Raw genomic sequence first — 23,320 nt, 5'->3', positions numbered from 1 at the left:
AGACTCTCTACTTGCCGAAGTCGAGGGGAGCACGGGTGAGAGTCCGCGCGATCAGGTTCGACACATCCGTCAACGGTGCGTTGCCTGCGCCCACGGGGATCCACATCGCGATGTACGGACGGTGGTCGACGCACACGTACACCTGCCCACGATCCTCGATCGTGTCGGTCATGAACCACTGGACCGGGTCGATTACCTGAAGGGAACTGGTCGGTGCCAACTCGGCCGGGCGGGTCACGCCGCAGCGCAGCACGATCGGCTCGGAGTCGGCCTGCGTCCACCGGACTGTCGAGCCGTCGACGGACTTGTCGGTGAAGTCGCCGAGGGTGTCGGGGAGCGCTTTGATGAACGCCGGGCACTGATCAGCGCCTTCGCCCTGCGCGAGGGAGTAGCTCTCGACCGGGATCGGATCGGCGTCCGGACGGTTGGAGGACTTGATGGCGGCGAAGGTGATGAACAGTGCGATCACCGCGACGGGTACGGCGACCAGCGTCGCGATCAACGCGGGGCTCAGTCGTGCGTCCTCGCGGCCGGTCTCGTCGTCAGGGTTAGTCGCCATGAGTCAAGGGTAGGTCCCCGACGATGCGGGGCCGCCCGTCGGGACCCGTAGGATTCACGCCGTGACGACTGTGGGTGAGATCGGGGAGCGTGAACTGATCGCGCGGTTCACCGAGGCGGCGGTCGGACGGACCTCCGGAACTCTGCCGGGCGACGTGGTCATCGGCTCCGGTGACGATGCTGCGGTCTTCCTCTCCCACGGGCCGGTCGTGGTGAGCACCGACACCGCCGTCGTCGGCAGGCACTTCCGGTTCGACTGGTCGACACCGGAGCAGATCGGCGCCCGCGCCGTGGTGCAGAGTGCAGCCGACATCGCTGCGATGGGCGGACGGCTGACCGGGGTGACGGTGTCCATCGCGTGCCCCCCGGAGACCGTTGTCGAGCGTCTGCTCGCGCTCAATGCGGGCATCGTCGAGCAGGCCCATGCCTACGGCGCTCGAGTCCTCGGCGGTGATCTCGTATCGTCTCCGACCGTTGTCATCACGGTCACCTCGATCGGCGTCCTCGACGACGTCGCGCCTGCGACGCTGTCGGGCGCGCGTGCCGGTGATCTGCTGGCGGTGAGCGGGCCCCTCGGGGGAGCGGCGGGTGGGCTCGCCGTGTTGTCCGCCGTGGAACACGGCGCCGATCCTGCCCTCGTCGACACGCACGCCGAGGCAGTGGCCGCCTACCGGTTGCCTCAGCCGGATCTGAGGGCTGGACCTGCGGCGGCACGAGCCGGAGCGACGGCCATGACCGATGTCTCCGACGGCCTCGTCGAGGAACTCGTCACCGTCGCCGCATCGTCCGGTGTGCGGCTCGACGTCGACTCCGACCTGGTCCCGCGGGCCGCGTGGCTCGACGCCGTCAGTGCAGCGCTCGGAGTGGACCCGGTGCGCTGGGCCCTCGGAGGCGGCGAGGACCACGTACTGCTCGCAGCGTTCCCCGCAGGCGACGTCCCGCCGGGCTGGACGCGCATCGGACGAGTCTCCGACGGCGACGGCGCGTACATCGACGGCGAGGTCGTCGGCGCAGTTCGCGGTTGGCAGTCGTTCACCGAGAACTGATCGGATGCTTAGATCGACGCATGGCTGTGTACGCACTCGGCGATCGTGAGCCGACCCTCGGAAAAGACGTCTTCATCCACCCCGACGCGACCGTGATCGGCGCCGTCACGCTCGGCGACGGAGTATCGGTGTGGCCCGGAGCCGTCCTTCGCGGCGACTACGGGACCATCACCATCGGGGCACGCACAAACATTCAGGACGGCACCGTCATCCACTGCACGTTCGTCGACGCCACCGTGATCGGAGCCGGCTGCGTCGTCGGACACAACGCCCACATCGAGGGCGCGGACATCGGCGACAACTGCCTGATCGCGTCGGGGTCGGTCGTCCTCAACGGCTCGACGATCGGGGCGGGCAGCGTCGTCGGCGCCGGTGCGGTGGTGCCCTACGGTTTCACCATGCCGGAGCGGTCGATGGCGCTCGGTGTGCCCGCGAAGATCCGCGAAGGCCACGTGGTCCCGGAGGGGCACGTCGAGGGCAACACCGAACTCTACTTCCAGAACGCGCAGTTCTACCGCGACAACCTCCGGAGGATCGACGGATGACCCGGACACCGCTGATCGAACTGCTCGATCCCGGATGGGCGCACGCACTGGCGCCGGTGGAGGAACAGATCGCCGCGATGGGCGACTTCCTACGCGCCGAGAACGCGGAAGGCCGCCGCTATCTGCCCGCGGGCAAGAACGTGCTGCGCGCCTTCATGCAACCGTTCGACGACGTCCGGGTCCTGATCGTCGGACAGGACCCGTACCCGACGCCTGGCCACGCCGTCGGACTCAGCTTCTCAGTCGCACCGGACGTCCGTCCGATCCCGCGGTCTCTGCAGAACATCTACGCCGAATACTGCGACGACCTGGGCTACCCGCAGCCGTCGAACGGCGATCTCACCCCGTGGGTGGAGGCGGGTGTCCTCCTGTTGAACAGAGTGTTGACCGTCGCCCCCGGCGACGCGGGTTCGCACCGCAAGAAGGGATGGGAGGCCGTCACCGAGTGCGCGATCAAAGCACTCGCTTCTCGTGACGAGCCGCTCGTCGCGATCCTGTGGGGCAACGATGCGCGGAATCTCGCCGAATGGCTTCCCGACGTCCCGACAATCGAATCGGTGCACCCGTCGCCGCTGTCGGCCTCGCGAGGGTTCTTCGGCTCCAAACCGTTCAGTCGGGCGAACGAGGAACTCCTCGACCTCGGCGCGGAACCCGTCGACTGGCGCCTTCCGTGACCTCTCGACTGCGCTCGAGGAGCTGATGGACCGCGCAGGCGGTTCCGATCGTCGAGCGCAGTCGAGACGCGGTCAGCGCGCCGCGCGGAAGTCGGGCGCGCGTTTGGCGAGAAACGCGTCGACACCTTCGACGCCCTCGCCGGTGGTCGACAGTGACGAGATAGAGGCCGCCTCTGCGTCCATCTGATCGGTCAGCGTGCGTGAGGCGGACGCGTGCACAAGGTCACGGATGGCGGCGAAGGACCCGCGGGGTCCCGCAGCGAGCTTCGCGGCGGTCGCGCGGGCGGTGTCGGCCACAGCGTCGTCTTCGACGACTTCGGCGAGGATGCCGAGATCCAATGCGCGCGCAGCGTCGATGATCTGGTCGGTCATGATGATGTGCCGTGCGCGGGCCGCGCCGACGGTGCGGGGAAGGGCCCACGACATGCCGCCGTCCGGTGACAGGCCGATGCCGGGGTAAGCGGGACGGAGGCGGGTGCGTGTCCCGCCGACAGCGACGTCGGCGTGGAGCACCAGACTCATCCCCGCACCGGCGGCCCAGCCGCTCACTGCCGCGACGACAGGCAGTCGGGTCTGGTAGAGGACCTTGATGAACCGGTGCAGGTCGTCCGCGAGGCCGCGGAGGTACTCGGCGCGATCGTCGGCTTCGGCGAACTTCGCGACGTTGCCGCCCGCGCAGAAGTTCTTGCCCGCGCCGGTCAGGAGAATCGCGCCGGCGTCGCGCACGCCGCGTGTCACGTCGAGCAGTGCCTCGGTCCCCGCGAGGACGAGGTCGTGGTCGAGTGCGGTGCCGTTGTCGGCAGTCGAGATCGGCAGTGTCAGAACACCATCGGCGTCGAGGGTGATCATCTCAGAGGAGGGGGAGGTCATCCCCGGAGTCTACGATGCTCGTCGGACACCTCTGCTCGAGGGCGTCCAGACGACAGAATCGCCGCCCGGCGAACCGGACGGCGATCAGGTCTAGCGTGAAGGCGCTGCGACTCAGGCAGTTGCCTTGCCGGCCTTCAGGCACGAGGTGCAGACGTTCTTGCGCACCTTGTTGCCCGAGGCTCCGGCGACACGGATCGACTGGATGTTCGGGTTCCAGCGACGGTTGGTGCGGCGGTGCGAGTGCGAAACCGACTTGCCGAAGCCGGGGCTCTTGGCGCAAACGTCACAAACGGCAGCCATGGCGAACTCCCTTGGTAGAAACAATGGTCGTGGTGATCGGCCCGTCGGGTGCAGCGGGCATAGAGTCCACGCGGTCGACAGGCAACCCGACAACAATAACCGCATCGAGAGGCCATGGCCAAATCGGGCCGTGCCGAATCCCTGTTCGCCCTGCGATCGAGAGGAGTGTCAGGGGTCGACGGTAACGTCAGACACAACTCACGTCGGCCGCGAGTGCCGATGGCGGACATGTCGGGTGTGCGAGAGAGTGCGGGTGGACGAATGACGAAGAGTGGGAACGCGGTCAATCCGCAGTTGATCCGCGACTGGGCGCACGCGTGCGCCGACGGTCTCGCGTCCCTCCGTGGAGAGATCAACGACCTCAACGTGTTCCCGATTCCGGATTCGGACACCGGTAGCAATATGGCGAACACGATGGCGGGCGCCGTCGCGGCACTCGATGAGGCGCCTGCCGATGCCGACCTGTCGACGGTCACCAGGGTGCTCGCCGACGGATGCGTCGCGAATGCGCGCGGCAATTCGGGAGTGATCCTCGCGCAACTCTTCGTCGGACTCGCGGATGCGGCGGACTTGGGGATCGCCGAGGACGACATCGGCTTCAACAAACTGTGCACCAACGGACTGCGTCTGGCGTCACTCTCGGCGCGTCGTGCGGTCAGCGAACCGCGTGAGGGCACCGTCCTCACCCTGCTCAAAGTCGCTGCTGCGACGGCGTCTGCGCATGTGAGTGATTCGCCCGCCGACCTCGTGCGTGCTGTCGCCGAGGACTCGGCCGAAGCTCTGGACCTCACCACCGAGCAGATGCCGGAACTGGCGGAGGCCGGCGTCGTCGACGCCGGCGCCCGCGGGTTCCTGGTGATCGCCGACGCGATGGTCGCGGTGGTGACAGGAGTCGCGAACAAACGTCGCGCGTACCGCGGCTCCACCGCCGGGCCGGGCGGTCTGGTCGATCACGCATGTTCCGCAGACGGCGACACTGATTTCGAGGTGATGTACCTCTTGGAGGGCGCCGACGCGAAGCAGATCGCAGGCCTGCGTGACCGGCTCGGTGAGCTGGGCGACTCGATCGTCATCGTCGGCGACAGCTCCGACGTCGCGGAGCGGTTCTCGGTGCACGTGCACACCGACGAGCCCGGTGCGGCCGTCGAGGCGGGGTTGGCGCTCGGCGAGATTCGCGACATCCGGATCAGCTGTTTCATGCTCGACGCGCTGAACGCGGCGCCGGGTGCGAACGAGCCTCCGCCCCGTTTCCGGCGCGCAGTCGTCGCCCTGGTGAGCGGAGACGGTGCGGAGGAGTTGTTCGCCGCAGCCGGAGCGTCCGTGGTCCGCGCAGACGACGGCGTGCACGCGGCGACCCTCGCCGAAGCGATTCGGTCCACGGACAGCGCACACGTCGTGGTGATGGGCAACGGGATGATGTCGTCGCAAGACCTGGTGACCGTCGGTGCCGAAGCACGGTCCACCCAGCGTTCGGTGGTGTTCCTACCGACGCTGTCGATGGTGCAGTGCCTCTCGGCGTTGGCCGTCCACGATCCGGGTGAGGAACCCGATGTGGACGCCTTCGCGATGGCCGAGGCGGCGGCCGGGACGCGGTGGGGATCGCTGATGATCTCGTCCGGGAAGCTGACCACACTCGCCGGGACATGCGAGGTCGGCGACACGCTCGGGCTCATCGGGTCGGACGTCCTCGTGATCGGCAAACAGCCCGCGGACGCCGCCACCGCCCTTCTTGATCTGATGCTCGCCACCGGTGGCGAGATGGTCAGCGTGTTGGCAGGTGAAGGACTCGACGAAGAGACGCTCGAGGCGATCAACGAGCACGTGCGCAAGCACTACAGCGGCATCGAGCTGGAACTGCATCAGACGGGGCAGACGTCCACTCTTCTGCAGGTCGGCGTCGAATGATGCTGACCCACACGTCGCTGCTGTCCGAGACGACCCTCGAGAAGAAGCTCGTCGGCAAGCTCGAAGGTCTGGAACTGACGACTGTCGGAGAACTGCTGCGGTACGTGCCGCGGCGATACATCCGGCAGGGGCAGGTCTCGACCACCGAGCTGCCCGAACCAGACGAGTGGATCACCGTCATCGGTCGCGTCGAACGCGCGCAGATGATCACGATGAAGCGGAGATACGGCAAGTTCCTCAAGGTCGTCGTCGACGACGGGAACCGTCGGTACGAGGCGAGCTTCTTCAACGCTCGGTACATCCAGCGAGTGCTGCGGGCCGGAGTTCGCGTCGCGCTCGCAGGCAAGGTCAAGTACTTCAACAATCAGATCCAGCTGTCGCATCCGGACTGGCTCGTGCTGCCAGACGACGGAGTCGACGTCCGCGGGACCGGAATGATGGAGGAACTGCTCGACGCCGCCCGACCGTCGGACACCGACTCGGCCGACGACGCGGAGATCTCCACCGGAACCGCCGACGACGTGGAGAACTTCGGCCGCTCGATCATTCCCATGTATCCGGCGACCCGCGAGATCCAGACGTGGGAGATCTGGCGGGCCGTCCGCCAGGTGCTCGCCGACACGGTGCCGTCGGCGGACCCGCTCTCCGAGCAGCAACGCACCGAACGCGGTCTCATCACCAGCGACGAAGCCCTCCGTCACGTCCACCTACCGGAGACGATGGAGTCGATCGAAGCGGCGCGTGAACGCCTCAAGTTCGACGAGGCCCTGGCAGTCCAGACCGCTCTCGCGCAGAAGCGCGCCGACCTCGGCGCCGAACGTTCGATGGCGGCGGTCCATGTGCCCGGGGGGCTCGAAGACCAGCTGTTGGCTCGACTGCCGTTCGAACTGACCGACGGCCAGAAGACCGTGCTCGGGGAGATCGGCGACGACCTCTCCGTGGAGCACCCGATGAACCGTCTCCTGCAGGGTGAAGTCGGCTCCGGCAAGACGCTCGTATCGCTTCTCGCTATGCTGCGAGTGGTCGACAACGGTCACCAGTGCGCGATCCTCGCGCCCACGGAAGTCCTTGCCGCCCAGCACTACCGGACGGTCATGACAATGCTCGGCGACCTCGCACGGGGCGGGGAACTCGGCGCGGCCGACGGCGCGACCCGTGTTGGTCTGCTGACCGGATCGTTGACCACCGCGGCCAAGCGTCGGACCCTGCTCGACGCCGTCACCGGCGACGCGGGCATCGTCATCGGCACTCACGCGCTGTTGGAGGAGAACGTCGAGTTCTTCGACCTCGGTCTGGTGGTCGTCGACGAGCAGCACCGCTTCGGAGTTGAGCAGCGTGACATCCTGCGTTCGAAGGGCAGGGAGGACAAGCGTCCGCACTTCTTGGTGATGACCGCGACGCCGATTCCGCGGACGGTCGCGATGACCACGTTCGGCGACCTCGAGACCTCGGTGATGACGGAGCTTCCGCGCGGCAGGCAGCCGATCACTACAAGCGTCGTTCCGATGACGAACGCCAAATGGGTCGACCGTGCGTGGGCCAGGGCGGGCGAGGAGATCGACGCGGGTCGGCAGGTGTACGTGGTGTGCACCCGGATCGGCGACGAGGAGTCGAAGCCGAAGAAGAAGTCGTCCAGATCCGGTAAGGCGGCCGAGAAGGAGGACGACACCGTCTCGGTGCTCCAGCAGGCGGAGATGCTCGAGACGCGGTGGCTTCCGGGGAGGCGGATCGCCGTCCTGCACGGGCGGATGCACGCCGACGACAAGAACGACGTGATGGACGCCTTCACCCGCGGTGAGATCGATGTTCTCGTCGCGACGACCGTCATCGAAGTGGGCGTCGACGTCCCCAACGCGACCATGATGGCGATCGTCAACGCCGAACGCTTCGGCGTCAGCCAGTTGCACCAGCTGCGCGGACGAGTCGGGCGTGGCGGGCACGCGGGACTGTGCCTGCTGCTGACGGCCGCCCACGAGGTGTCTGCGTCGATGGAGCGACTGCGGGCGGTGGAGAAGTCGAACGACGGATTTGAACTCGCACTCGTCGACCTGCGGCAACGCCGGGAAGGCGATGTTCTCGGGTCCCTGCAGTCCGGCGGCAAGTCGTCGCTCAGCTTCCTCTCGCTGATCGACGACGTGGAAGTGATCGCGGACGCCCGCGCGCTGTCGGAGGCGATCGTCGCCGCCGACCGCGCGCTGGCCGATCACCCTGCGCTCGCCGACCTCGTCGATGCTGTGCTTCTCCCGTCCCGTGCGCAGTATCTGGAGAAGTCCTGACGTTTCTCCGCGTGTCGTGGAACCGCCGCGAGATGCTGTGCGTCTGACCTTGTGAGGGGCGGATCTCGGCGGGGGAGGCACGATGCGATGGGCGGATCGGCATGTTCGTAGTCGCTCGGGCCGGGTCCGCCTCTCGACTCGGCAGTGGATCGGGTTGGCAGTGTTCGCACTGACGTCGGTGACCGTGGCGGTGGGTGTCGGACCTGTTCAGGAGCGACGACCGGTGCCCGCGGCTCAGGTCGCGGCCGCTCGGAAGGCATTCGGAGACCTGACGGTGATCGGCGCGAGGCCGCCCCACGACGCCGGCTACCAGCGGGAGGCGTTCGGGTCGTCGTGGACTGACGATTCCGATGCACCGGGATCTCAGAACGGATGCGACACCCGCAACGACATCCTCACCCGGGACGTCGCGGTGTCCGGCACGGCCACGACCAGCTCCTGCCCGAAGGCGGTTTCGGCGGGTGTGCTGACCAGCCCGTACACCGGGCGGCCGGTGGTGTTCGAGCGTGGCAGAACATCGAGCGCGGTGCAGATAGATCACATCGTCCCGCTGGCGTACGCGTGGGACATGGGCGCAGTGAAGTGGCAGCCGGAACGCCGGACGGCGTTCGCCAACGACCCGTCGAATCTCGTCGCGGTCGACGGCGGCAGCAACCAGGAGAAGTCCGATGCCGAACCAGGTCGCTGGATGCCGCCGCTTCGCTCATTCCACTGCCAGTACGCGGTCCAGTTCGTGCTGGTCCTCGCGAGGTACAGCCTGCCCGTCGACGCGCCGTCGCGCGACGTGCTCTCTCGTGCGCTCGACTCGTGTTGAGACGGGCCTGGGTCAGCTCCCGAGCATGCCCTTCATCTGTTCGATCTCGGCGTTCTGAGACTCGACGATGCTGCGGGCCATTGCGACGGCGTCGGGATTCTGGCCGTCGTCGATCTGCGTCTCCGCCATCGCGACGGCGCCTTCGTGGTGCGCGATCATCTGCGTCAGGTAGAGCTTTGCGGCCTCCGGCCCCGGCGCGTTCTTGAGCTTGGTGATGTCCTCGGGCGAGACCATGCCGTCCATGGAGTGTCCCGACATGTCGGCGGTCTTCGGTGCGCCCCACGCGGTGAGCCATGAGTTCAGCTGAGTGATCTCCGGTCCCTGCGCGGCCTTGATGGTGGTCGCGAGTTCACGGACGTCGGCGGGCACACCGTCCTTGGCGAGCAGGATGTCGCTCATCTCCAGCGCCTGCTCGTGGTGAGGAAGCATCATCTGCGCGAACATGACGTCAGCTGCGTTGTTCGAGCCCTTCGCGGACGCCGACGTGGACTGGGACGTCGCCGACATGTCGTGACCCTCGTGTCCGGACGTCGAGTCGTCCGACGACGAGCAGGCGCCGAGGACTGCGACGGCGGCGACAGCGGCGATGGAAGCGGCGATCAGACGGGGGTTCATGCATGGACCTTTCACTCAGGCTTACGGGGTACTCGTGTCGAGTGTGGCCGTCGCACACCCTGATTCGGCTGTAGGTCGCCTCAAGATCTCCTCAAGGAGTGGGTGCTCGTGACGGGTACGGCCATGATGGACGTCATGAGTGAACCCGCGCGGACCGCGCTGAGGGCGATGGTCGTCGACGACGAGCCGGACCTCGCCGACCTCGTCGCGTCGTATCTGAAACGGGACGGATTCGACGTCACCGTAGTGGGCGACGGCGCCGAGGCAGTCGAGACCGCTCGTGCCGTCGACCCCGATGTCCTCGTCCTCGACCTCGGGCTGCCCGGGCTCGACGGCGTGGAGGTGTGCCGGCGGGTGCGGGAGTTCTCCGACGCCTACGTTGTGATGCTCACCGCGCGGAGCGACGAGGTCGACACCCTCATCGGCCTCTCGGTCGGAGCCGACGACTACATGACCAAACCGTTCAGCCCACGTGAGCTGTCCGCGCGCATTCAAGCGCGGATTCGCAGGCCACGAGCGGGGCTCGGCGGCCCTGCGACCCGCACCGTGCCGCGCGAGGTGAGAGTGTTCGGCGATCTCACGATCGACGTCGCGGCCCGCGAGGTGAGCGTCGCTGATGAGGTGGTGCATCTCACCCGCACCGAGTTCGACGTGCTGGCGGTGCTGTCGGCCGATCCCGGGGTGGTCGTCACCCGCAGTGCGTTGATCGACGCGGTCTGGCGGACCGGATGGAATGGCGCCGATCATCTCGTCGACGTCCACATCGGCCACCTGCGCCGCAAACTGGGCGACGACGCCTCCGACCCCCGGTTCGTGATCACCGTGCGCGGCGTCGGCTACCGCATGGGCGACGGCGCATGAACCGCGCTGGTTTCGGGACACGGCTGTTCCTCGCATCGTCGCTGGTGGTGATCGGATGTGTCGCAACGGCCGCGGTCGTATCGGTGCTCATCGCGCCGGGCCTGTTCCACGAGCACCTCCAACAGGCGGGCATCGAAGAGGACTCCGGACTCGCCGCCCACATCGAGATGGCGTTTCGCGGCACCCTCGTGCCGGCGTGGGGGATCGCCGCGCTGGTCGCGGTGCTCATCGCGCTCGCAGTGAGCTGGTGGCTCGCCCGCCGGGTGGACCGCTCGGTCGGTGCGCTCGCCGAATCCGCCGGTGACATCGCCCGCGGACGATACGACACCAGGGTCGACGACGACGCCGGCCTCGGAAGGGAATTCGCCGATCTCGCGGACGCGGTGAACGAACTCGCCCGCCGTCTCGGCGAGACCGAGTCGACTCGCCGTCGGATGCTTGCCGACCTCGGTCACGAGATGCGCACGCCGATCGCGACGATCAACTCTCACCTCGAGGCGCTCGAAGACGGGGTCCGGACGGCAGATGTCGACACGATCCGGGTGTTGCGTGCCGGTTCACAGCGTCTGGCACGTCTGGCGGAGGACATCAACGCGGTGTCGCGGGTTCAGGAGGGACTCGATCCGATTCGCCCGGAACGCACCACGACGGGCGCACTCGTCACCGCGGCGGTGACCGCGGCGTCGGCGGCGTACCGGGACGCAGGCCTCGACCTGCAGGTCGACACCGATCCCGACATCGTGCTGACAGTGGACCCGGCACGCATCGGTCAAGTCCTCGGCAATCTCCTCGACAATGCGCGTCGGCACACGCCCAGGGGCGGTTCTGTCACTCTCCGCACAGTCCGCGCAGGCGACGGTGTCGTCGTCACCGTCTCCGACAGCGGGGAGGGGATCGATCCCGAGCATCTCCCACACGTCTTCGATCGCTTCTACAGAGCCGACACCGCTCGCTCCAGCCGAGACGGGGGCAGCGGAATCGGCCTGACCATCGTCGCGGCGCTGGTTCAGGCCCACGGTGGCACGGTGTCGGCGGCGAGCGCGGGGCGGGGAACGGGAGCTGTGTTCACAGTGACACTGCCCACGGCGGGACCGTCGGAGGGCAGCGCTAACCTGGACGCATGAGTGCACCCACCATCGAGGACGTGACGGCTGTCGTCACCGACCTCGCGACCGCTGCGAAGCAGGCGTCGCGGAGCCTCGCCACCCTGACCACCGCCCAGAAGGACGCAGTGCTCCTGGCCGCCGCCGATGCGATCGACGCGGCCGCCGAGACCGTCCTGGAGGCCAACGCCTCCGACGTCGCACGTGCCGAAGCAGCAGGCACCGAGGCGTCACTCGTCGATCGCCTGCGGCTCACGCAGGAGCGGATCGCGGGCATCACCGGCGGCCTTCGCCAGGTTGCGGCACTGCCGGACCCGATCGGCCAGGTGACCGCGGGCAAGACTCTTCCGAACGGCCTCGAACTCCGTCAGGTCCGAGTTCCGCTCGGTGTGGTCGGCTTCGTCTACGAAGCGCGCCCCAATGTGACCGTCGACGGTTTCGGCATCTCGTTCAAGGCGGGCAATGCAGTGCTGCTGCGCGGATCGTCGTCGGCCGCCGACTCGAACGCCGCACTCGTCGCGATCCTGCGCGACGTGCTCGCCGAGCACAAGGTGAGTCCGGACGCCGTTGCGCTGCTGCCCAGTGAGACCAGGGACAGCGTGACCGCGCTCATTCGCGCACGTGGCCTGGTCGACGTCGTGATCCCCCGTGGCGGTGCAGGTCTGATCTCGGCGGTCGTCCGCGACGCGACCGTGCCGACCATCGAGACCGGGACCGGCAACTGCCACATCTACGTGCATGCCGACGCCGACGTCGACATCGCCACCCGAATCATCCTGAACGCGAAGACGCGTCGCCCCAGCGTGTGCAACACCGTGGAGACGGTGCTCATCGACGCGGGAGTCGCCGACACGGCGCTCACCCCGATCGTGACCGCACTTCAGGCGCAGGGTGTGGTGATCCACAGCGACGAGCCGGGGTTCGAACCCGCGACCGAGGACGACTGGCATCGCGAGTACCTGTCGCTGGACATCGCGCTCAAGGTGATCGACGGCCTCGACGCCGCGATCGACCACATCGCCGCCTACGGCACCGGGCACACCGAAGCGATCATCACGAGTTCGCTCTCGGCCGCCAACGAGTTCACGGCACGGGTCGACGCCGCAGCGGTGATGGTGAACGCGTCCACCGCGTTCACCGACGGCGAGCAGTTCGGGTTCGGCGCCGAGATCGGCATCTCCACGCAGAAGCTGCACGCCCGCGGCCCGATGGGACTCACCGAACTCACCTCCACCAAGTGGCTTGTGTGGGGCGACGGACAGGTGCGTCCGGCATGACCGCCGACAACGTGACGCCGGTGTTCGCCGACACCGCGGACGTCACCGCACGCTTGCGGGAGACCGGATATCTGGCCGACGCCGCGACGTCGACGACAACCTTCCTCGCCGATCGCCTCGGCAAGCCTCTGCTCGTGGAAGGCCCGGCGGGTGTCGGCAAGACCGAACTCGCGCGCGCCATCGCGCAGGCCACCGGCGCGGACCTGATCCGCCTGCAGTGCTACGAGGGCATCGATGAGGCTCGAGCCCTGTACGAGTGGAATCACGCCAAGCAGATCCTGGCGATCCAGGCGGCGGGCAGCCGGGACTGGGACGCCACCAAGAACGACATCTTCTCCGAAGAGTTCCTGTTGGCCAGGCCGCTGTTGACCGCGATCAGCCGAACTGAGCCGACGGTCCTGCTGATCGACGAGATCGACAAGGCCGACGTCGACATCGAAGGCCTGCTGCTCGAGGTCCTCAGTGACTTCGCGATCACCATCCCCGAGATGGGCACGGTCGCGGCGCAGCGTCGACCGATCGTCCTGCTCACGTCCAATGCGAACCGCGAACTGTCCGAGGCGCTCAAGCGTCGTTGCCTGTACCTGTACATCGACTTCCCCGACGCAGCGCTCGAACGCGAGATCCTCTCGTCTCGTGTCCCTGAGCTCCCGACGAAGGTCGCGACCGAACTCGTCCGGGTGGTCGGAGTGCTTCGTGGGCTCGACATCAAGAAGAAGCCGTCGGTCGCCGAGACCATCGACTGGGGCAACACGCTGCTCGCGATGACAACCGGCGACGAGGCGATCAAGGGTGGCCGACTCGACGAGTCGCTGATCGCGAAGACTCTCGGCGTGGTCCTCAAGCACCGTCCCGACGTGACGACGGCGATTCGCGAACTGAAGCTCGGCTGACATGGTCTCGACCGGGGCTCCGAGCTCCTCGAGCGAGGCTTCCAGCTCCTCGAGCGGAGTCGAGAGGATCGTCGACACCCTCACCGGTTTCGTCGAGGATCTGCGTGGCCGGGGGATCACTGTCGGGCCGTCGAACCTGATCGATGCGGGCCAGGCGATGACTGTCCTCGACCTGCTCGATCGCGAGTCGCTCCGGGAGGGGCTCGCAGCGACGATCCTGTCTGATCCGCTGCACCGGGACACCTTCGACCGATGCTTCGAGTTGTGGTTCCCGCTGGGAAACGCTGCACGCATCGCCAGCACAGTGGTGAAGCGCGATGCGGACGGAAAGGTCGACGTCGATGCGGTCCGCGAACTCGTCACGCAGACCCTCGCCGACCCGGAAGCGATGGCGGACGGCAGGTTCGACCAGCTGGTGGCGCTGATCGTCGCCGAGATGGGGCAATACGAGTCGGCGCAGGGGGAGTCGTACTCGGTGTACCAGGCGATGTCGGTGATCTCGCCGCAGACCCTGATCGCGAGGATCGCCGCGGCGATGGCCGGCGGGCAGGGACGCGACGGCGAGCGGGCGGGCACCGATCCGCTCAACAGGCAGGCCGCCCGCGACGCCACGACCCGCCTCCGTCAGGCCGTGGAGACCGAGACGCAGCGGCGGATGGCCGAGGTCCGCGGACGTGACGCCGTCTCGCAGTACGCGGTGCCCAAGCTGCCCGAGAACATCGACTTCTTCTCCGCGAACCCGCAGGACATGATCAAGATGCGTCGGACGATCGACCCGATCGCTCGGCTGCTCGCTTCGAAGCTGGAGTTCCGTCGTCGGCGCAACAAGCACGCCGCCGTCGACGTGCGGGCGACCCTGCGTGCGTCGATGTCCACCGGCGGTGTGCCGATCGACCTGCGACGCCGCAAGCCGCGCCCCGGCAAACCAGAGCTGATCGTCATCTGCGACGTGTCCGGGTCGGTGTCCGGGTTCAGTCAGTTCACCCTGCAACTCGTGTACGCGCTGCGGCAGCAGTTCTCCAACGTGAGGATCTTCGCGTTCGTCGACACCGTCGACGAGGTCACGGAGTTCTTCGATCGCGGCAACGACGACTCGCAGTTCGGCGAACGGATGACGACGATGCTGACGCAGGCGCAGATCAGCCTGCGTGACGGACACTCCGACTACGGCCACATGCTCAAAGGCTTCGCCGACCACTACCTCGACACTCTGACGCACCGCAGTGCGCTGCTGATCCTCGGCGACGCGCGCAACAACTTCCGGCCGACACACGTCGACTCCCTGGCGAAGATCCGCGACAAGGTCCGCAACGCCTACTGGCTGAACCCGGAACGCAAGGAGCACTGGGATTCGGGGGATTCGGCCGCGTCGACCTACGGCGACGCGATCGACATGTTCGAGTGCCGCAACGTCGATCAGCTCGGCCGTGTGATCGCCGACCTACTACCCGTGTGAGACGCCGGTCGTCACCGCGTAATGTCACAACACATGTCACCGGACTGCGCAGCGCCGCGCCGCATCGGCGTGATGGGCGGAACCTTCGATCCCATCCACAACGGGCACCTCGTGGCGGCGAGCGAAGTGGCTCACCGCTTCAAGCTCGACGAAGTGGTCTTCGTCCCGACTGGCCGCCCGTGGCAGAAGGAAGGCGCCCACGCCGCGGACCCGTCCCGGCATGTCAGCCCTGCCGAACACCGCTACCTGATGACCGTCATCGCGACGGCGTCGAACCCGCAGTTCACGGTGAGTCGGGTCGACATCGAGCGCGACGGCGTGACGTACACGGTCGACACCCTGCGTGACCTGCGGCGTGCGTTCCCCGGCGACGAGCTCTACTTCATCACCGGTGCCGATGCCCTCGAAACGATCCTGAACTGGCATGATTGGGAGGACTTGTTCGAGCTCGCCCACTTCATCGGGGTGTCGCGGCCCGGATACGAACTGAATGCCACCCATCTGACCGAGCACCTGGCGTCCAAGCCCGCGAACGCACTCCAATTGATCGAGATCCCCGCCCTGGCGATCTCGTCGACGGACTGCCGGGCGCGGGCCGTCGCTGATCGCCCCGTCTGGTACCTCGTGCCCGACGGTGTGGTCCAGTACATCAACAAGCACGGTCTGTACCGAAAGGAACCCACGTGAGTGTGTCCGCCGAATCCCTCGAGATGACCACGATCGCCGCGCATGCAGCGGTCGAGCGGCTCGCGACCAACGTCGCCGCGATCGACGTGTCCGAGCACCTCGTGATCACCGACGTGTTCCTGATCTGCTCCGCAGACAACGAACGCCAGGTCAACTCGATCGTCGAAGAGATCGAGGACAAGCTGCGCGAGGCAGGGCATCAGCCGCTGCGTCGGGAGGGCACTCGTGAAGGACGTTGGGCGCTGCTCGACTACGGCGACATCGTCGTGCACGTCCAGCACGACGACGAGCGCGACTTCTACGGCCTCGAGCGTCTGTGGAAGGACTGCCCGCTTCTCGAACTCGAGGGCGTGGAGCCCGCGACGCGTCCGGAGCCGGGCGAGGACGACGACGCCGTCTTGCCCGCGGAATGAGGGGCGAACCGGATCCTGGGGATTCCAGCGTCGAACGGTTGACGCCGGTCGTTCGGCGGCTGATCCTGCTCCGGCACGGTGAGACTCTCTACAACGCGTCCCAGCGCATGCAGGGCCAGCTCGACACCGACCTCTCGGACGTCGGGGTGGGACAGGCACGTGTGGCAGGTCGCGCGATCGCGACACGGTCACCACTGGTGATCCTGTCGTCCGATCTGCGTCGTGCACACGAGACGGCGCAGGCCATCGGCGCGGTGACCGGTCAGGACGTCACCACCGATTCCCGACTCCGCGAGACGCATCTGGGCGACTGGCAGGGCATGACCCACCACGAGGTCGACGAGGCGATGCCCGGCGCGCGCCGGGTGTGGCGTGACGACTCGACGTGGACTCCGCCGAACGGCGAGAGCCGAGTGCAGGTGGCCGAGCGCATGCTGCCGGTGGTCGACGAACTGGTCGCGGGCTTGGATAACTGGGGCACGGGCCAGACTCCGGACGCACCGGTCGTCCTGGTCGCGCACGGCGGCTGCATCGCCGCGCTGACCGCCGGACTGCTGGCACTCCCGGTCGCCAATTGGCCGGTGTTCGGCGGACTCGCCAACACCAGCTGGGTACAACTGTCTGGTCACAGCACCACCGCAGACGACGCGCCCGTGTGGCGTCTCGACGTATGGAACGCGACAGCCGAGTCGGCTGATCTCGGCGTTCAGTAGGAAGGGTCTCATCCGTGGGTTCGATCATGGTTCTGGGCGACTCGCTGTCGTACTACGACGAGACGGGCGGTTTGCCGTCCGACGACCGGAGGATCTGGCCGAACCTGGTCGGAGCCCAGTTGGATCGTCCGGTCGAGCTCTTCGCACGCATCGGCTGGACCAGCCGTGACGTGTGGTGGGCCATCACCCAGGATCCGCGGATCTGGGCCGCGCTGCCGAAAGCCGACGTACTCGTCCTCGCGTTCGGTGGAATGGACTCGCTGCCGTCGCCGATGCCGACGGCCTTGCGCGAGCAGATCCGCTATCTGCGGCCTGCTCGCCTCCGTCAGGTGGTCCGCGACGGCTACTCGTGGTTGCAGCCGCGGCTCTCACCGCTCGGGTGGCCGATGGCGCTGCCTCCGCGCGTCACCGTCGAGTACTTCGAGAAGATCCGCGGGGCCGTCGCACACCTCCGCCCCGACCTCCCGATCGTGGTCTGCCTGCCGTCCACCCACGACAGTCCGTACTACGGTCACGCCCACCCCGGGCGCGTGCCGTTGACGGTCGCCATCACACGGTGGGCGGACGAGCACTCGATCCCCACGGTCACCGGTTTCTACGACGTCACGTCCGCGGCGTACGACGATCCGGACTTCGTCATGAATCCCGACGGGATCCACTGGAGCATCGAAGCGCACGCTCAGATCGCCGACGCCGTCGCGCCGGTTGTCGGGAGCGTCCTTCACGCGAGCGAGTAGTCCGGCAGGTCGATGCCGTCCGCCTTCGCGAACTGTGAGGCGAGGATGTTGCGCATCGGCCACCGGTTCATCGACCAGTAGGTCCAGCGGCTGAGAATCACGGCGATCCGGCTCGACGGCGCATAGCCCGACGCCCCGCCCGGGGGCAGCTGTTGTGCGCGAGCGATGAACGGGCGCATCACTTGCTGATATGCGTCGAGCGCCGCGTCGACGTCGTCGGATCGGGAGATCTCGCCGGCCAACACATACGCCCCGACGAGTGCGAGTGTGGTGCCGAGGCCGGTCAGCGGGGTGGGACAGTATCCGGCGTCGCCGACGAGCACCACCCGGTCGCGGGCGAACGACTCCATCTTGACCTGGGCGAGGTCGGCGTACGCCCAGTCGTCCGCGTCACGCATCTGATTGAGGAGTTGTGGCGCCACCCAGCCGACGTCGGTGAAAGCGGCGTCGAGCATGTCCCATTGCGCGACACGGTCACGAAGCGGAACGGGATCGACGCCGCGGACCGCCAGAGAGGCCTTCACCGTGCCGTCGACGCGCGACGGGCGGCACGAGACCACGCGTCCGCCGACCTCGTTGTGCATGAGGTACCAGCCGTCGAGCGACTGATCGATCGTCGCGGTGAACCACGCGTACCGCAGCCCGATCGGTTCCAGGAACTCCTCATCGGGGCCGAATGCGGCGCGGCGGACGGCCGAGTTGAGGCCATCGGCGCCGACCACAAGATCGAAGCGGCGATCCGAGGCCTTCTCGAACGACACGACGGTGTGATCGCCGTCCGGGGTGATCGCGGTGACGGTGTCGTCCCAGATCCATTCGACGGTGGAGGGGACCGCGTCGGCGATGCTCTCGGCGAGGTCGCCGCGGAGGATCTCGTGAGTCGAGACGATGCCGTTGCCGTCGAACGCCTCGACCGGAAGCTCGCTGACATGCCTGCCGTCGGTGTCGACGGTCGCGATCCCACGTTGATCGAGGAGTTTGGCGTCGGTGACGGCGGTGAGTCCCATTCGATCGATGACGGTCCGACCCGCTCCGCGGAGATCGACAGTCTGTCCACCGGGGCGAAGCGAGGGCGCACGTTCGACGACGGTGACTGTGTGCCCCTGGCGGGCGAGGAGTACTGCCGCGGTGGGGCCGGCGATCGATGCGCCGCTGATGAGGACGTTCAAAGTTCTGTTCATAGTGCGAACGTACGCCGTATGCAGCGCTCTGCGATACGGTGTTTACGTGGCATTTTGATAAAAGTGCACTAGTGCGTTCGTGTGGAGGTGAGGTCGGATGAGCCGTGCTGAGGAGATCGCCGATGTTCTGCGGGAGCGCATCGTCACCGGGCAGTTGGCGCCTGGAGATCCGATTCCGTCGACTCGGGCGATCATGCGCGACCACAACGTGGCGATGGCGACGGCGAGCCGCGTCCTCGCGCTGCTTCAGAACGACGGACTGATCACGTCGACTCCGGGCAGAGGCAGTGAGGTCCGCGCACCGGACAGTTCGGCCCAGTCGATTCTCACCCGAGACGGTGTCGTGGCCGTGGCCGTCTCGATAGCCGATGCGGAAGGCCTCGCAGCGGTGTCGATGAGGCGATTGGCCGCGGCGCTCGAGATTCCGACGATGTCGGTGTACCGGTATGTGCCGAGCCGCGACGATCTCGAGTTCGTGATGCTCGATCGGGTGATGGGCGCGATGGAGCTGCCGCCGGTGACCGGCGACTGGCGGGCCGACCTGCAGGGCGCATGTCGGACGATGTGGCAGACGATGACTCGGCATCCGTGGTTCGCGGGGGCTCTGTCGATGACAAGACCTGCGTCGATGCCCAACGCGATGCCGCTCGCCGAACGAATGCTCGGCAGTCTGTGCGGTGCCGGACTCGACCCGGTTCAGGCGTTCACCGACTACCTGTGCCTCCTCAACCTGATCCGTGGGCTCGGATCGACCCTCGAACCCGAACTGTCCGATCGCGCCGAGACGGGCGTCACCAACGACGAGTGGATGGACACCAGAGTCGCGGACCTGCGACGAATCGCTCCGCCGGATCGGTTTCCGAGAATGGCGGCGATCATGGACGTCGGATACCCGTACGACGTCGAGGTCCTCGTCGAGTCGGGGATCGAACGGTTTCTCGACGGGATCAGCGCGCGCCTCGTGTGATCGCGCTCTGCCGGCACCCGCTAACCTATGGGGGTGCCTGTCGTCATCGTCACCGATTCATCATCGCGGTTGCCCGCGTCACTGATGAGCAAGTATGGGATCTTGCAGGTTCCGCTGCACGTGGCCCTCGACGACGGTACCGAGTACCTGGAGGGAGTCGACGACATCCCCACCGATGTCGTGTCGACGCCGAATGTGACCACCTCCGGTGCGAGTCTCGCAGACTTGCGGAGCGCGTACGAGCGGGCGTTGGAGATCAGTGACGGCGACGGTGTGGTGGCCGTTCACATGTCACGCCGACTGTCGGGCACCTGGAGCGCGGCCCGTCTCGCGTCCGACGCTCTCGACGGTGAAGTCCGCGTGGTCGACTCCCGGTCCGTCGGAGTCTCCCTCGGACTGACGACGATGGCCGCGGTACAGGCGGCACAGGCGGGCGGTGAGCGCGACGACGTGTACGAGGCCGCTGTCCGTGCGGGGGCGACCGCCGAATCGCTCCTCTGTGTCCAGAACCTCGACAATCTGCGTCACAGCGGTCGTCTCAGCGCGACCGGCCACATCCTGGGGTCCGCGTTGTCGATCAAGCCGATCCTCCACATGGCAGACGGTGTCCTCGCGCTTCGGGAGCGTCACCGCACCATGACCAAAGCCATCAGCAAGATGGTCGACACCATCGTCGAATTGGCGGACGGCGAGCCTGTCACGGTCGGTGTGCAGCACTGCCAGAACCCGGCATTGGCATCGGAGGTCCTCGACTCCGTCGTCAGCCGGCTCGACGACGTTCCGTCGACGCTCACCGTCGACCTCGGGCAGGTCCTCGGGACCCACGTGGGCCCCGGCGCCGTGGGCGTCGCACTTGCTCACGGCTTGGACCCCATCACCTTCTGACGAAGCGCCGGTCGAGGCGTTGTGCACAACGCGCGAATCCCGGTGAATCCGTCCACAGGTCGGTCCGAGGACTGTCGCAGGCTGATTCCGCGCCTACGGTGCGTCCATGGGGATGGATCTGCGGGCGGGCAAGAACCGCGAGCCGGGGCCGGATCGGCTGTCACGTCTGATGCGTGCGCCCGAAAGGACGAGGCCGCCAGACGGGGAAGACGAGACACCGGACGCCGACCCCGCGGTGGAACGTTGGGGTGCGACGGCGATGCCCGACTGGCTCGACTCAGGTGCGGGTCGACGCCGGTGGTCGGAGCGACAGTCGGCGTCGTTCGAGATCCTCGACGACGACCTCGACCATGTCGACGAGTCACCACGGAGCCTCAATGACGACGACGATGACGACTGGGACGAGCGGAAGCACCGGTGGACGATGCTTCCTCGGGCCGCGATCGGTCTGGTCGCGGTCGGCCTGATCGGGTGTGCGTTCGCCGGGTACACCCTGCTGCGGGAGAACGAACCCGTCGCGCCGCTCGTCGCGTTCGAGCAGTCGGTCGAACCGAAGGGGTCGCCGTCTGCAGGGCAGGCGTCGACACCGCCGCCTACCGAGATGGTGATCAGCGTGGTCGGAATGGTGTCCAGGCCTGGGTTGGTTCGACTGCGTCCAGGGTCGCGAGTGGCCGACGCCCTCGATCGAGCAGGCGGGGCCAGGGAGGGCGCCGACCTGTTGTCGTTGAACCTCGCGCAGGTCGTGCACGACGGAGACCAGATCCTCGTCGGGCGCAGCGGCGGTGATCAGGTGCGGAGCGCTGTCGTCACATCGGGCGACGAGACGACGACGGCGCCGGGCGGGTCGCTGCCGACGGGTGACGGCCGGCAGGTGGACCTGAACACGGCGACGGAAGCGCAGTTGGACGAGCTGCCGGGGGTCGGACCGGTGACGGCTCAAGCGATCATCGCGTGGCGCTCCACGCACGGCCGGTTCACGTCGGTTGATCAACTCGCCGAGGTCGACGGCATCGGGCCGAGCAGGCTGGCCAAGTTGCGGCCGCTGGTGACTGTCGGCTGATGGCAGATCTGCGGCTCGTCGCACCGGCGGCGGGCTCCTGGGCGACAACTGCCGCAGCCCTCGTCGCACCGGTGCCGGCGTCGGTGGCAGCGGTGCTGATTCTGGTCGCGGCCGCTGTGGCGGTGTGCCGAGTTCGGCGGTGGTCGGGTATCGCGCCGACGGTGGCCGCAGCGTGCGCGGTGTCGGCGGCGGCGGGTGTGATCGTGATCCTGCGCGTCGTCGCGGTCGACTCGTCTCCGATCCTCTCCGCGGTGGGCAAACCCGTGGTGGAGGTGACCGTGGCGGGGGATCCGACAGTCCAGGCAGGGGGCAGGCGAGTCACCGTCCCGGTGCGGATAGAGCGACTGTCCGGACGTTCCATGAGACCTGTTGCTGCGCGGCTGCACGTCGACGCAAGTGCCGCCGACTTGCTGCCGGGTGAGCGGATCGAAGTCCGGGTGCGTGCCAGACCCGCAGCGGTGTCGGGCCGTGACCTGCTCATTGCGGCCGAGCTGAGTGCTGCGGGGGAGATCCGGCGGATCAGGGACGCGCCGTGGTGGCAGCGTGCGGCGGGCGATGTCCGAGTCCGCTTGCGTGAACTCGCTGCGAGAGCTCTCGGCGGTCGTGCGGGCGGCTTGCTGCCGGGCCTGGTTCTCGGCGACACCGGAGGTCTCGATCAGCAGACTCGCGACACGTTCAAAGCCGCTGGGCTGTCGCACCTTCTCGCCGTCTCCGGGTCGAATCTTGTGCTCACGGTCGGTGCGGTGGTGCTGTGCGTTCGCGCGTGCGGGGCGTCGACCCGGACGGTGTTCGCCGTCGGCGCGATCGCGGTGATCGGTTTTGTGGTCCTGGTCCGGCCGACCGACAGCGTCTTGCGTGCCGCGATCATGGGAACAGTCGGGTTGGTGGCCGGCCTGACGTCTCGGCGGTCACAGGCGTTGCCGGCGTTGGGCGCCGCAGTGATCTTGGTGGTGCTGTGGTGGCCGGAGATGGCGCTGGCACCCGGGTTCGCGCTGTCGGTGGCGGCGACCGTCGGTCTCGTGGTGTGGTCCGCGCCGATCCGCTTCGCTCTACTCGACCGTGGCGTCCCGGATTGGTTGGCATCGTTGATCGCGATGACGCTCGCCGCTCAGATTCTGACCACGCCGATCGTCATCGCACTGACCGGGAGGGTCAGCGTGTTCGCTGTGCTCGCGAACGTCCTCGCGGCTCCGGCGGTTCCGCTGATAGGCATCGCGGGCACGGCGGCCGCGGCGATCGGCGCGACGGGACCGCGGTTCGGTCCGGCACAGGTGCCCGCTGAAATGCTGGTCCGGGCCACAGGACCGCCGGTCCGTTGGCTGCTGGCCGTGGGCGATCGTCTCGGCGGGCCGGGCTGGGTGTGTCCGGAGGTTCCCGGGCTGTTGGCGGCGTCGATCCTGGTGGCGGGCGGCGGAGGAGCGTGGGTCTGGTCGGAGGTGCGGAAGGCTCGGACGCGTCGCCCGTTCGACGGCTGAGACGCCGAA

The 23,320-nt window shown here is 67.5% G+C and carries 24 protein-coding genes; 19 read left to right on the top strand and 5 right to left on the bottom strand.

Features of this window, described 5'->3' with window-relative positions:
- Positions 1 to 7: 7 nt before the first annotated feature.
- Positions 8 to 559 (bottom strand): DUF3515 domain-containing protein, encoded by a 552-nt coding sequence (locus tag GM1_RS17720; RefSeq protein ID WP_008381119.1) that lies wholly within the window; start codon positions 557 to 559, stop codon positions 8 to 10.
- Between the two features lie 61 nt (positions 560 to 620).
- Between GM1_RS17720 and thiL the strand changes: the two genes are divergently transcribed.
- From thiL to GM1_RS17705, 3 genes are read left to right on the top strand one after another with little or no spacing between them, the layout of a single operon-like run.
- On the top strand, positions 621 to 1,604 hold the full coding sequence (gene thiL / locus GM1_RS17715; protein ID WP_008381118.1) for a thiamine-phosphate kinase: 984 nt from the start codon (positions 621 to 623) through the stop codon (positions 1,602 to 1,604).
- Positions 1,605 to 1,624: 20 nt separating this feature from the next.
- Positions 1,625 to 2,149, top strand: a complete 525-nt coding sequence (locus GM1_RS17710; protein WP_008381116.1) for a gamma carbonic anhydrase family protein — start codon at positions 1,625 to 1,627, stop codon at positions 2,147 to 2,149.
- Entirely contained in the window at positions 2,146 to 2,823 is a 678-nt protein-coding gene (locus GM1_RS17705) for a uracil-DNA glycosylase (RefSeq protein ID WP_008381114.1), read from the top strand. Before GM1_RS17710 ends, GM1_RS17705 begins: the two co-directional genes overlap by 4 nt.
- Before the next feature lie 72 nt (positions 2,824 to 2,895).
- Here the strand turns inward: GM1_RS17705 and GM1_RS17700 are convergent, their stop codons facing one another.
- Complete coding sequence (locus tag GM1_RS17700) at positions 2,896 to 3,693, bottom strand: enoyl-CoA hydratase/isomerase family protein (RefSeq protein WP_008381113.1); 798 nt, start codon at positions 3,691 to 3,693, stop codon at positions 2,896 to 2,898.
- Positions 3,694 to 3,804: 111 nt separating this feature from the next.
- Positions 3,805 to 3,993, bottom strand: coding sequence for a 50S ribosomal protein L28 (gene rpmB, locus GM1_RS17695; protein ID WP_008381111.1), 189 nt, complete (start codon positions 3,991 to 3,993; stop codon positions 3,805 to 3,807).
- A 261-nt stretch (positions 3,994 to 4,254) separates the two neighbouring features.
- Between rpmB and fakA the strand changes: the two genes are divergently transcribed.
- The 3 genes from fakA (at position 4,255) to GM1_RS17680 (ending at position 8,988) form a co-directional block, all read left to right on the top strand.
- On the top strand, positions 4,255 to 5,898 hold the full coding sequence (fakA, locus tag GM1_RS17690) for a DAK2 domain-containing protein (protein ID WP_008381109.1): 1,644 nt from the start codon (positions 4,255 to 4,257) through the stop codon (positions 5,896 to 5,898).
- Positions 5,898 to 8,174, top strand: coding sequence for an ATP-dependent DNA helicase RecG (gene recG / locus GM1_RS17685; RefSeq protein ID WP_040520591.1), 2,277 nt, complete (start codon positions 5,898 to 5,900; stop codon positions 8,172 to 8,174). Before fakA ends, recG begins: the two co-directional genes overlap by 1 nt.
- Positions 8,175 to 8,334: 160 nt before the next feature.
- Positions 8,335 to 8,988: an HNH endonuclease family protein gene (locus GM1_RS17680; protein ID WP_008381107.1), complete on the top strand. Its 654-nt coding sequence runs from the start codon at positions 8,335 to 8,337 to the stop codon at positions 8,986 to 8,988.
- A gap of 12 nt (positions 8,989 to 9,000) precedes the next feature.
- On the opposite strand, the gene GM1_RS17675 is transcribed toward GM1_RS17680, so the two are convergent.
- Positions 9,001 to 9,603, bottom strand: coding sequence for a DUF305 domain-containing protein (locus GM1_RS17675; RefSeq protein ID WP_008381106.1), 603 nt, complete (start codon positions 9,601 to 9,603; stop codon positions 9,001 to 9,003).
- Between the two features lie 168 nt (positions 9,604 to 9,771).
- Between GM1_RS17675 and GM1_RS17670 the strand changes: the two genes are divergently transcribed.
- From GM1_RS17670 to octT, 9 genes are read left to right on the top strand one after another with little or no spacing between them, the layout of a single operon-like run.
- Entirely contained in the window at positions 9,772 to 10,464 is a 693-nt protein-coding gene (locus GM1_RS17670) for a response regulator (RefSeq protein WP_040520607.1), read from the top strand.
- Positions 10,461 to 11,588, top strand: coding sequence for a sensor histidine kinase (locus GM1_RS17665; RefSeq protein WP_008381104.1), 1,128 nt, complete (start codon positions 10,461 to 10,463; stop codon positions 11,586 to 11,588). The genes GM1_RS17670 and GM1_RS17665 overlap by 4 nt, the downstream gene beginning before the upstream one ends.
- Positions 11,585 to 12,844 carry a glutamate-5-semialdehyde dehydrogenase gene (locus tag GM1_RS17660; protein WP_008381102.1) on the top strand — a complete coding sequence of 420 codons (1,260 nt, stop codon included), beginning with the start codon at positions 11,585 to 11,587 and terminating at the stop codon, positions 12,842 to 12,844. Before GM1_RS17665 ends, GM1_RS17660 begins: the two co-directional genes overlap by 4 nt.
- Entirely contained in the window at positions 12,841 to 13,737 is an 897-nt protein-coding gene (locus tag GM1_RS17655) for an AAA family ATPase (protein ID WP_008381100.1), read from the top strand. The genes GM1_RS17660 and GM1_RS17655 overlap by 4 nt, the downstream gene beginning before the upstream one ends.
- A gap of 1 nt (position 13,738) precedes the next feature.
- Positions 13,739 to 15,193 (top strand): vWA domain-containing protein, encoded by a 1,455-nt coding sequence (locus GM1_RS17650; protein WP_008381098.1) that lies wholly within the window; start codon positions 13,739 to 13,741, stop codon positions 15,191 to 15,193.
- 33 nt (positions 15,194 to 15,226) lie between these two features.
- The gene (gene nadD, locus GM1_RS17645; protein ID WP_040520588.1) at positions 15,227 to 15,880 is read left to right on the top strand and encodes a nicotinate-nucleotide adenylyltransferase; all 654 of its coding nucleotides are present in this window, start codon (positions 15,227 to 15,229) and stop codon (positions 15,878 to 15,880) included.
- A complete protein-coding gene (gene rsfS / locus GM1_RS17640) occupies positions 15,877 to 16,293 on the top strand; it encodes a ribosome silencing factor (protein ID WP_008381094.1) in 417 nt (138 codons plus the stop codon). The genes nadD and rsfS overlap by 4 nt, the downstream gene beginning before the upstream one ends.
- The gene (locus tag GM1_RS17635) at positions 16,290 to 17,006 is read left to right on the top strand and encodes a histidine phosphatase family protein (RefSeq protein ID WP_040520587.1); all 717 of its coding nucleotides are present in this window, start codon (positions 16,290 to 16,292) and stop codon (positions 17,004 to 17,006) included. The genes rsfS and GM1_RS17635 overlap by 4 nt, the downstream gene beginning before the upstream one ends.
- A gap of 14 nt (positions 17,007 to 17,020) precedes the next feature.
- On the top strand, positions 17,021 to 17,743 hold the full coding sequence (gene octT, locus GM1_RS17630; RefSeq protein WP_008381090.1) for a diglucosylglycerate octanoyltransferase: 723 nt from the start codon (positions 17,021 to 17,023) through the stop codon (positions 17,741 to 17,743).
- Here the strand turns inward: octT and GM1_RS17625 are convergent.
- Positions 17,728 to 18,924 carry an FAD-dependent monooxygenase gene (locus tag GM1_RS17625; RefSeq protein ID WP_040520585.1) on the bottom strand — a complete coding sequence of 399 codons (1,197 nt, stop codon included), beginning with the start codon at positions 18,922 to 18,924 and terminating at the stop codon, positions 17,728 to 17,730. The two genes, octT and GM1_RS17625, sit on opposite strands and share 16 nt — an antisense overlap.
- A gap of 97 nt (positions 18,925 to 19,021) precedes the next feature.
- Here GM1_RS17625 and GM1_RS17620 point away from each other — a divergent pair, with 97 nt between their 5' ends.
- From GM1_RS17620 to GM1_RS17605, 4 genes are all read left to right on the top strand, one after another.
- On the top strand, positions 19,022 to 19,891 hold the full coding sequence (locus GM1_RS17620) for a TetR/AcrR family transcriptional regulator C-terminal domain-containing protein (protein ID WP_008381087.1): 870 nt from the start codon (positions 19,022 to 19,024) through the stop codon (positions 19,889 to 19,891).
- A 33-nt stretch (positions 19,892 to 19,924) separates the two neighbouring features.
- On the top strand, positions 19,925 to 20,776 hold the full coding sequence (locus GM1_RS17615) for a DegV family protein (protein ID WP_040520604.1): 852 nt from the start codon (positions 19,925 to 19,927) through the stop codon (positions 20,774 to 20,776).
- 106 nt (positions 20,777 to 20,882) lie between these two features.
- Entirely contained in the window at positions 20,883 to 21,836 is a 954-nt protein-coding gene (locus GM1_RS17610; protein WP_008381083.1) for a helix-hairpin-helix domain-containing protein, read from the top strand.
- Positions 21,836 to 23,311 carry a ComEC/Rec2 family competence protein gene (locus GM1_RS17605; RefSeq protein ID WP_008381082.1) on the top strand — a complete coding sequence of 492 codons (1,476 nt, stop codon included), beginning with the start codon at positions 21,836 to 21,838 and terminating at the stop codon, positions 23,309 to 23,311. Before GM1_RS17610 ends, GM1_RS17605 begins: the two co-directional genes overlap by 1 nt.
- Positions 23,312 to 23,320: the final 9 nt, after the last annotated feature.

Origin of the sequence: Gordonia malaquae NBRC 108250 (assembly GCF_000344135.1) — a bacterium.
In the GTDB taxonomy this organism is placed as follows: Bacteria; Actinomycetota; Actinomycetes; order Mycobacteriales; family Mycobacteriaceae; genus Gordonia; species Gordonia malaquae.
This window is presented reverse-complemented; position numbering and strand designations above follow the sequence as displayed.